This is a genomic window from Streptomyces sp. NPDC056480, from assembly GCF_042795405.1.
Classification (GTDB): Bacteria; Actinomycetota; Actinomycetes; order Streptomycetales; family Streptomycetaceae; genus Streptomyces.
This window is the reverse complement of record NZ_JBHTSA010000086.1, coordinates 24,125-34,728: the sequence shown is the minus strand read 5'-3', so window position 1 is coordinate 34,728 and position 10,604 is coordinate 24,125. Positions and strand designations below refer to the sequence as shown.

At 63.0% G+C, this 10,604-nt stretch carries 4 protein-coding genes; all 4 read right to left on the bottom strand.

Translation table 11 applies throughout. The features are described from left to right. Positions 1–1,865 precede the first annotated feature (1,865 nt). The 4 genes from lanL to ACFQ79_RS29445 all read right to left on the bottom strand — a co-directional run bounded on the left by lanL (position 1,866) and on the right by ACFQ79_RS29445 (position 9,022). Positions 1,866–4,595: a class IV lanthionine synthetase LanL gene (lanL, locus tag ACFQ79_RS29460; RefSeq protein ID WP_383589145.1), complete on the bottom strand. Its 2,730-nt coding sequence runs from the start codon at positions 4,593–4,595 to the stop codon at positions 1,866–1,868. A 332-nt stretch (positions 4,596–4,927) separates the two neighbouring features. Then, positions 4,928–5,733, bottom strand: a protein-coding gene (locus ACFQ79_RS29455) for an IS5 family transposase (RefSeq protein ID WP_383589143.1) whose coding sequence is annotated in 2 segments (ribosomal slippage) — positions 4,928–5,389 and positions 5,392–5,733 — 804 coding nt in all. Because the reading frame shifts where the segments join, the coding sequence is not laid out codon by codon here. A gap of 12 nt (positions 5,734–5,745) precedes the next feature. After that, positions 5,746–6,213 (bottom strand): hypothetical protein, encoded by a 468-nt coding sequence (locus ACFQ79_RS29450; protein ID WP_383589141.1) that lies wholly within the window; start codon positions 6,211–6,213, stop codon positions 5,746–5,748. Positions 6,214–6,328: 115 nt separating this feature from the next. Then, on the bottom strand, positions 6,329–9,022 hold the full coding sequence (locus tag ACFQ79_RS29445; RefSeq protein ID WP_383589139.1) for a LuxR C-terminal-related transcriptional regulator: 2,694 nt from the start codon (positions 9,020–9,022) through the stop codon (positions 6,329–6,331). Between the last annotated feature and the right edge of the window lie 1,582 nt (positions 9,023–10,604).

The following is a 10,604-nucleotide window of genomic DNA, read 5'->3' as shown; positions in this document are numbered from 1 at the left end:
ATGCGGGACGTCGGGCATGGCAGGATACGGAACCAACAGGGCCCCTTCGGTCGCCGGTGTGCTGAGTGGAATCACCACGCCAACGACGAGAGGCCCTGCCTCGTCACCACACCCGCTGACCAGCCCATTTCACCCTCCAGCACAGGATGAAAGAGGCTCACTGATTGGTGATTCCCAAGGTCCCTGGTCCCAGATCGCACGAAGACCAACCCGAGCACTACAAGGTCCCCTCAGGCGCCGACCGCCTTGGCAGTCAGGCTCGCCCTGCAGCCAAGTGGACGCCTGAGTAGATAACCCGAGGCCTTCGCAGTGTGGCTCAGGCTCAATCCGGCAAGGGAGCGTAGCGGAACTGGCAGACGCACCAATGCCCACACCCTCGCGTGAGACCAACTGACAGCCCCATATCGCGGTGACATCGCATCGGGATTTGAATGCCTGCTGGCCGATGGAAGAGCTGTCCAGCACCCCGAGGGAAAGAAGGCGGTCCGCTCGCACCCTGGTAGCCCTTGTCCGCCCAGCAGCTGATGCCGTCTGGGCGGAGCGCCAGTGCTGCCACGCTCGCGGGCGACCCGAAGTCATGGGTGGACAGTGCTAGCCGGAGCTGGTGAAGCGCAGGGAAGACGGCCCTGTGGCAGGGCTGGTCGGCAGCGATCCTGTCGATTCGCAGGGAGAGCCCGCACTGCTTCGGACCCGGCCCTGTGCGTAGGACCGACCGCTACGGGGACGGGTGGGTGAGGGCGAGCTGGGCACGCCGACGCCGGCCGAGTGAACAAACATGCGCGGGCAAGAGGGCCGACGCACTTGTTTCTCTTCAAACTCTGAACCCACTGGCCTCACTTTCAGGTGAATCCTGCCCACCCTGCCCTCACCTGCGCGAACCGCTCCCGCTTAGGGAGCAGGTACGGCCAAATATACATATCGGGCAGTTCGTAACATCTGTGCCGAGTGCACTCTCAACTGGATTGTAAACGGCGGGGTCACGCTCTCAGGACTGGTGCGCGGTCGTCTCGATCGCCGTAGTCAGCAGCGTGGCGAGGCTCATTACGTCCGAGGGCAGTCGTCATCCCGTGGCAGGCATGAGACTGCTCAGGGCGGTGAGGGCAGCAGAGAGATTACTGCGGATGCGTTCGCTAAATGCGAGAACGCTTCTGCCTGGAAGAAGGTCATCGAACTTCGTGGCTTCGAGGAGTGCTACGAATGTACGGGATGCTGCGACAACCCACGTTGCGTAATTTTCGCTCGGGCATTCCGGATCCGGGTGATCCTCTATAGTGTGCAGCGCCTGAAGCAGCCACATCGAAGTCGGGCCGCCTATGGTAACGGGCGCCATCCGTTCTTCAATAAGCCCCCTAATTGCCTCGTGGTAGCACCGCGCAAGCGGCTCTGGAGGTGGCGGCGAGAGGTCTAGTTGTGCCAGGGAGCGGAGCATAATGCGCGCCCAAACGCGAAACTTCTCTGACGTTTCTTCTGTGTTGCCGAGCTGCGTCGCTTGCGAGTGAACTTGGGCGAGAAATACGACACACTGATCAACTGTATCCATGTCTCTTGAGGTGGATGTCTGCATGATCCGTCCTCCGAATCCAGGGGCCAGCACTACCTCTACACATCTATAGTTCAAGTAGACCGGGATGCACACCTGAGCAGTGTCTACTCACTCAGGCGGGGATGCAGACCGTTGAAGAATGGATCACAGAAAGCATTCAGTTTACTTCTCAGTGGTTCTTAGTTCGTTATCGCGGAAGATCCGCGTGCCACCTTATCGCCAGCTCAGTCATCAGGAGAGGAAAGGCACCGAAACGAGAGCCGGGTATCTCGTGGCATCCCAGGCCACGAGACACCCGATGGGATGCTCTTCTGCCGCTAGATTACCTAGAAGCGTTCACCTGTTCTGGTGTCCAAGGGGGACTGCCTCCGTGGCGGAGCCGGAGAAAGAAGCTCAGCATGCCCGCGACCCCGCCCTGGTAGTCAAGAGACTCCTCCTTGTGTCTGTGGCCCCTGGCATTCACAACGGTTCGGGCATCTATGATCGCGGCGATGGTACGCGCCTGGTGATGGTACGAGTCCTTGCCAGTGTAATGAGCCATGTCAAGGAAGAAATGGCCCACGCCTGCGAGGCCACAGCATGCACCCGGGGGAGCGTCCCATGGGTTGCGGGCGGCCTCGGCGGCAGCCTGTTCGGCCAGGTCTACAAAGCGCTGTTCGTGAGTTGCAGCCCCGAGACGAACGAGGAAGGATCCGATGCCGCCAACACCCCCACACCAGTACATGCCGTGGACAGGCTTCACTGTGTCATCCACGGGAGTCTGGCGGGCGGCGGCAGAGCGCGGCCAGACAGCTCCGGTCTCTCGGCGGACTGCCACACGGGTTAATGTTTCGCCGGCGCCCAGCGCGGCTTCGTAGAATCTGCTTCCTGAACCAGGGGCGTGTGCTTCCGCAGCCTGGGCGATGGCCAGCATGAATGCACCGGCTCCCGCAATTCCGTGGGCGAAGCCGTATACATTCACACCTGCCAGGATGGAGTCCACGTCCTTGGGTATCGGCCAACTCCAGTCGTCACCGTCCCGCTGGGCCGCGGCAAGCACGGAGTCCGCACAGGCCAACGCATGCTTCAGCGGTCGCGGATCTCCCGTGGCCTGCCACAAGTGCAGGTTCGCCATGCCAGCGCCAGACAGCCCATGCGTGATGTCTGCGATAGGCCACTCAGTTGGCAGCTTTGCAGCCAGATCGATCGCACGTTCTTTGAGTTCAGCATTCCCCAGCAGCTGTCCAGCATCGTGGAGCGCCCATGCGGTGCCAGCGCGGCCGAAGGCCAGGCCCGGAAGCAGCCGAGGGATGGAGAACAGCCTCTGATTAATCCAGGCAGCTGCGTCGGCTACAGTCTCACGCAGCCCACCAGATACGTGAGTAGCTGCCGTAGTGAGGACAGCGAGCCCACCAGCGGCACCGTTCCACGCCGCGCAGGGATCACGCTCCTCACCAGATTCCTGGCTCATTTTCCACAGCTTCGCCGCGTCGGGAGTCATGGAAGACTGCAGCAGCTGGATCCGCTCGTTGATCAGCTCTTCCAGACGCTCGTCCGAGAGCGACATTTCCAGTACGGCCGGTGTCTCCAGGGAGGTATCACCGTCGGCGAGTGCGGTGATCCAGTCGCGGGCCTGTGCGAGTGTCCAACGTTCCTGGAGATCTGTCTGTGTCAGTCCGATGATGAGGCCGATGAAGCTGGACAGAACTGGGTGAGATCCGCTAATTCGAGCCAGGATCTCTCCCACGTCCTGGCCGTCGTCTCTACGGTTCAGCCATGTCGGCACCAGCGCTGTGATCATGTGGAACAGCGTGGCTCCCAGGCTGTAGCAGTCTGCGGGCGTGCCGGCTTCCATGGCGGCATCACCATGCTCCAGCTCCGGGGCCATGAACCCCGGTGTGCCTATGGGACGGCACATGGTGTCGCAGCGTGTCACATACTCAACGTCGATGATCCGCAGATCACCCTCTGGGAGCACCATTATGTTGGCTGGCTTGAGGTCCCGGATCACGTATCCGGCTTCGTGGATCTCTTGCACCAGTTCCACGAGCCTGGATGACATGTCCAGCGCTTCTTCGCTGGATATGCAAGGGTCTTCAGTGGCGCGCTTCATCGACCAGTCTTGCAGGGTCTGTCCGGGCACCTGTTCCTGGATGAGGAACAGGTCTCCCTGCTCGTCCATGAGTCCTACCCGGGCAGGGGCGACTCGAAGGGGCTGCAGCTCCTGCAGGATCCGGTCCTCCTGACGCAGCCGGTCACGCACATCTGTGCCGTCGAGCCCAGACCCGACATGGGCTCGCGCTTGCTTGATCACCACCTCTGCGCCATCCACCTCGTCCACGGCACGGTAAACGCCGCCTTTGTTGGCATGCCGGATGGCCGCCGTGACCCGGTACCGCCCCGCCAGGAGGACAGAATCAGGGGTCTGCGGGGTCTCAATCACATCATCCGGGAACGGCGATGACGCCCATGGCGGTGGTGAGAACCATGCGTTGCGCTCATCAGCAACTGATGTGCCGTCTGGTCCCACCATCCTTCGCTGGAACGTGCCATCGTCGGTGAAGTCCGAGTGCCCACTGCCGCCAATCTCGCCATAACGGTAGAAAACCAGGCTGCCCGGACGCAGACGCTTGTCGGACAGAATGCCTGGACCTGGCAGACCCTCGGTGACCCGATGGAGCTGCTCCGCGAGTTCACGGAACTGGTCGTCATCCTTTGGGTAAACGGTGATGAATTTTCCACCTCCGCCTCGGGCGTACCACTGGTCGACAAGCTGAGACACCCGCCGCATGTCTGTGCCGAACTTGAACGCGCAGCCGGCACGCACCAGCACCTCGCCGGCGCGTGCTAGTACTAGCGGTGCCGAGAGAGGTGTCGCTGTCACGTGCAGTTTCCACCCGTGCTCACGATTGTGACCCTCAGGCGGCGACAGATAGCACCATGCTTCGTCCGGTCGGATCGACCATCTCTGTCCGTTGCACCTGTCCAGTACCGCTCGTATCACGTCGATGAGCAGGACGGAGTCTGCCATCGTCTTCGGCGCGCCTGCGCGGCTGCGTTCGTTGCCTGTCATTCCCCAACCTCGGGTCGCTGCACCATTGCATCATCCAGATCCCTACTTCTCTCACCTTCCTAGGGTGCCGACAGTTCTTCCTGAGCATCGGGTACTCAGGGCTCCCATCGGGGGAAATGGCTCAGCATGACGATTCTGGCGGCGTGTTGTCTGCCTTCGGGACCGAGGTGGCGAGACGGGTGTCCTGCACCCCGACCGGATGGCCTGATGCGTGTTGCAGGCTTACCAGGAAGATGGCATCCCGAAGCTCGTGAGTCGCCGGGATCTGCCAGGAAGCTGAGCCTGTCGTGAAGCCGGCGTAGGATCGGTTCCCGGACCCTTTAGACGTCATCTCATTTGGTGAGTCTGCGGTAGCAGATGAGGCTACAGGCGATGCTGGTGAAGGCGAGGAAATGGTCGGCTTTGCGTTCGTAGCGTCGGTGGATCCGGCGGCAGCCGACGAGCCAGGACATGGTGCGTTCGACGGTCCAGCGATGACGGCCCAGCCGCTGCGAGGACTCGACGCCCTTGCGGGCGATGCGGTGCGTGATGCCACGCTCGCGTAACCATCTCCGCAGGTGAGAGTAGTCGTAGCCCTTGTCGCCGTGGAGCTTGCCCGGCTTGCGCCGTCGGGGCCCGCGGCGGGAGCGGATCGGCGGGATGCCCTTCACCAGCGGGATCAGGGCCTGGCTGTCGTGCAGGTTCGCGCCCGAGATTCCTACGGATATGGGCAGACCGGTTCGCTCGGTGATCAAGTGGATCTTCGAGCCGTACTTGCCCCGGTCCACAGGATTCGGACCTGTGAGGTCCCCCTTTTCAGGGCCCGCATGTTCACTGAGTCGATCGCGCAGCGGGACCAGTCCAGCTCGCCGCGGGCGCCGAGCTCGTCGAGCACCACGCGGTGGAGCTTGGCCCACACCCGGGCGTTCGACCACTCACTGAACCGCCGGTGGGCCGTCGCTCCCGACAGCCCGAAGGACGCTGTCGGCAGTTGCTGCCACGTGCAGCCCGACGTGGCCACGAACACGATCGCCGCCAGCACCTCCCGGTCGCCATGCCGACGCCGGCCACCGCCCTGAGGCCGCGACGGCGCCTCCGGCACCACCCGCTGAAACAGCTCCCACAACTCGTCTGGCACCAGCCGCTCAACAATCCCCATGACCTGTCGCGCCTACGACTTGCTGGAACAGATGGTCTCAGTCCAGATCGCCTGGAGGTCACGGCAGACAAGGGTGAGTGTGCCGTCCCAGCAGGCGATCTCATGGCTGCAGCCGTCCCTGTGCGGCAGGACCTCGTCGAGAATCACAGTCCCGAGGTCCGTCCCCCGGTCCTCGCCGACAGGGTCGATGACGAAGCTGGACACCCCTGTGTAGCGGATCAGCAGGTCCTGGTCGTGCTTCCAGCAGTTGTGCCGGAACTCGACCTCCATCTCCTCACCGCCGGCACCCCGGACAGCCCGGAGCGTCAGGTCCTTCACACAGCGCCTGCTGCGGAAGTCGTAGTGGTCCGTGTCCGTGGCGAAAGCCCAGGCGCCTGGCGGCAAGTCACCGGAGATCGAGGGGAGGTGGCTCAGGTAGCGAGCCGCGTCCAAGACCCCTGACAGGTCACCGACCTGCCCATCGAGATCGACGTACTCCATCGGCCTTCGCCCCCGCTCACGACTTCCCACCGGCCGACGAATCGTCGCACAGACTCGCCAAATGAGATGACGTCTTAGCAGAAACCGTGGGCATTCCGGTCCCTTGCTCTGCCGGTCACGTGCTGAGGATTTTCGCCAAGTCTCGCCGATTGGTGATGCCGAGCTTGGTGTAGACATGCTGCAGATGGTTGTCGACCGTTCGGGTTGACAGGCTGAGCATCTCGGCGATTTCTTTGCTCGTGGTACCTCTAGCGGCGAGTTGTGCGATTTCTCGCTCGCGCTCAGTGAGGACTGCGGCTGCCTCTGTTGATGCCAGCAGGGGGGTGCGGGCACCGTCACATCGTGCAGCCCAGGTCGCTGCCCGGTTTCTCGCCGCAGTCACACCTCGTGACTCGCCGATCTTACGCAGGGCCGTAGCGGCTGCTGCTGCAGCCTCGGCGGCCAGCAGGTCGAGGCCAAGTTCTCCGAGTTCGTCGGCGGCGGACAGCAGCTGATCCGGATCGTCGGCGGCTACTGCCAGGGCGAAACGCGCCCTGGCTGGCGTCATTGTTCCTTCGCAGAGTTGCGCAAGTTCGGACAGTCGGCCAGCTACATCCTTTGCTCCGCCCAGACGTGCTGCCTCCGTCAGGAGCAGGGCCTCAGACGTGAAGAAGCAAGCCCGTCCGGCACTTTCCGCGGCTTCCAGAAGCACTTTCCGCGCTTGTGCGGTCTTGCCCTGAGCAGCCAGCACCCATGCCTCACCAAGACGTTCCTCCCCGGTGAGCCATCCCATGACGGGATACTCAGGGAGATCTGCCAGCGTCGTCGTTGCTGCATCGAGATCACCCAACTCCGCTGCCACTGCCGCCAGGTACGAGGCTGTCAGGCGCAGAACCCGGAGGTGGTGGATCTCACGCGCAGGAGCGAGCACTTCTGCAAACCAGCGTCGGGCTGCTGCCGGATGACCCGCCTGCCATTCAGCCCGTCCCATGCAGAACGCAACCCAGATGCGGGGCACTGTGGTGTCCGCAGAGATCATCAGATCGCTGAACGCCTGCTCTCCCACACTCAGGGCATCCCTGACCCTCCCGGACTCTGCCAGAGCGTGATGGCTCAACTGGGTTGCGGGATGCGGTACCAGATGTTGTTCTTCCTCGGCGCGAACATGGGTCTCATAGGCGTGCTCGCCCCAAGCCGTCGCCTCAACCGCACGCCCGAGTGCTGTGAGCGCGAGTGTCTTCGTGAGGGCGCCCCGCAGCCATGTGTTCAGGTCGTGGCTCTGGTGAGCATCGTCTTCCAGATACTCCTCGAGCAGCTCCAGTCCGCGTTCTGGCTGTCCTGAGATCACCCGGACATAGCCCTCGATAATCCGCAGTGCCCTTTGCCCAGAGCGGCTAGTCACCTGGCGGAGGGCTGCGTCGACAACCTCCAATGTCTCCTGCGTTCGCTCTCCCAGCCAAAAGAGGCTCAGGATACGCGCGAGCGTAACCTCAAGTTTCTCCTTCTCGTCGACAACGTGAGCGTCGGCAACAGACAGTACGCGCTCAGCTGACTGCCACTTGCCCAGTTCGATTAGGGCATATCCGAGTAGGAGCCGGGAGGATGTGGTGTGCGCCGCTGCTGGCAGGGCCTCAAGGAGGGTTGTGACCTGAGCATAGTCGTGGGCGTGGAAGCTCAAGGTGGCCGCTTGCACCAGCAGGTCTGGATTGGCGGTACCTGAAGCAGCCAGTCTCCAGATGGCGATGCGCAGCGGGTCGTCTCTCCTGCGGGCACCGCGCGCTTCCATGCGCTCCGCCTGTTCCAGAAGCAGCTTGCGGCGGCGGAGAACTGGGGTCTGTTTACGCAAGACTTCCGCATACAACGGGTGGGAGAACATCACAGCGGTACGGCGTCGATTCTCCACCGTGCGGATGAGTCCTGTTCGCTCCAGCTCGCTCAGGACCCCTAGCGAGGCCATGGCTTCTGCGTCCGCAAGTGGCAAGGGCTCACAGTGCGCAAGCAGTTCGAGTACGGGCCGGCCTGCTGGTCCTGCGGCGGCCAGCCGCATGTCGACCAGTTCAGTCAGCTTCGGTGTGCCGGAGAGTGATGCGACGGACAGGCGCCACACCTCTCCGTCATCGATGAGAGTGCCAGCGTCCAGGGCTCCGCGCACCAACTCGTGGAGGTAGAGCAGATTACCGCCGGAGCCTTCGTGCAAGTGGTGCACGGTGCGCCGGCCGACTGTCCCCCCCAGTACAGATTCAAGGAACCGCTCGGTCTCGTCGCGGTTCAGTTCGTCCAGGTCTACCCGATGGACAGCATCGCTGTGGCAGAGCGCCCTGACGGCATCGCTCACTTCTTCACCTGTGCGGAGCGTAGCGATGACCCGCATCAGACCCGCGTCCATGAGTTGCCGCAGGAGCATGGCCGAAGCTGCATCTAGTAGGTGCAGATCGTCCACCCACAAGATCCAACGGCGTCCCTTTCCACGACCTGCAAGACTCTCGGCCACATCCGCAAAGGCTTGAGCTGGGTCGGAGAGATCGACTCCGTCCGGGAGAAGGTGAGCGATGGCTCCAAGCGGTACTACGGCAGCGGCGGCGCTTGCCACGGCGCGGATTCCGCGGAACCCGGCACGGACTGCGCTCGCCAGGCACTCCTCGGCCAGCCGCGACTTGCCAACCCCGGATGGCCCGTACACCACAAAACCACAGCCGCGCCGGGCTGCAAGTACTTGGGAGAAAGCCTTCAGCTGCGCTTCTCTGCCGACGAAGGGCGCTCGAAGAAGATCGGCGGACCTCGCCGAACGGTCCGCCGCCCCGGAACTGATAGGGCCAATCACCACTGCCACCTCACGTATCCAATTCACGGGTGGGAGACTGCCCTGGCACACCGGCTACCCCAGATCATCAGGGCAAACACTCCTCGATCGGTCACTTTGCCAGCGCATGAGCAAAACCATCTGGGTACTCACTACTCATTCCGCGTCTCACAGCCCCCTTGGTTCACGCCCGCATGGATCCGGACCGATGTGACCTCCGGGGCTCGGACCACCTGGCCGAGTCTGAAACGGACGTCGGACGGCGTCGGACCATCCCGGCATGCGACAGGGCACCCATACTCAAGCAAAACGGTTCCGGCTTCGCGGACCAGACCCGTCCCGAGCCGGCAGGCTGGCGGCGGGCTCCGTCCAAGTCCATGACCGGCACTCCACCGCCCGGATGTCAGCATATCGCCCTGAAACATCGTCACGAAGCATGCTGTGGATCTTGCCGAGAGCTCCGCTTGTGTCTCCCATCAGGCAAAACGAGGATCGTGAGCCCCGAGGATGCTGAATGTCACTCGCCGGAATGACACGAGATATGTATGGTCGAGTCCCCTCTCATGATGAGACAGCGTGCCGATCATCAGCCCGTCACTCTGGGGCACCGTCCACATGCAGAGGCACCACGCCCGCGTCGCCCGCTTCCCAGGCTGGACCTCATGGGGCTCTATCGGGTCTGCAGGTGGTCCGGATACCGCTGGACTCAGGGGCCCAAGTGCTCCCCGGCGTTCCGGCGTGTAAGGAGTAACTCGGGGCCTCTAGGGTGATCGCTGCCTAATGACTTTGAGAAGAAGAGCGAGCAGTCGGCAGATCGCCATGCCGGTCAGGAGTGAGGAGATCCGTCCTGGACACACAGATGATGCGCATTGGAGAGCGAGGTCTGTCGATCCGTCGGCACTCCACCGCCGATCACGGCGGCAGTGGCAGCACTCCGTGAGGTGGACATGCCGCCAGGGCAGCGTATCGGCAGCCTGCATGACGCTTGGCGGCCGCCGCATTCGTTGCGGTCGGTTGGGAGTTTCGTTGCTGTCAACTCGGAAGGGGTGGTGTCCGGCGTGGTCGACTACGCGGTACGGGTGCCCGAAAGCGCTGGCATGTTCTGGGAACTCCACGGCGCCGAGGAAGGGGACACCGTCGCAGCGCCTATCTCCTATGCCTGATCCCACCTGCGCAATCAGCAACCCGTCTATGCGTTCGACTCTGTTCCCCTCGCAGGGGCTATGAGTCTCCGAGCCATTCCGGTCGGCGCTCGGCCAGTCACGACCCGGGTTCTGCTGACCGAAGAGTCTGCCGCTGTCGTCAAGCGCCAATAGTTCCGTCGGTACGTTGCGACGCGTCGGCTTACCCCTTGGCTGTGGTATCGCGGCTGTCGGACCCGCCTGGTTGGAGACTTCGCCTAGCTGACCGCTACGGCGATCCCCTCGCCACCGCGGCACTGCGCACGCCAACTACGGAATCCGCTGTGCTGTGGCATCCTTCCGTCGGCTCAGGCTGCCACAACGGCAATCCTGGGGGCACTCTGGTCCGCGAGTGCCTCCGTCAGGCTGCCGCTGGAGGAGCACCGGCTGTCACGGCACAAGCCGACTCTCTCGACATCGGCATGACCGAA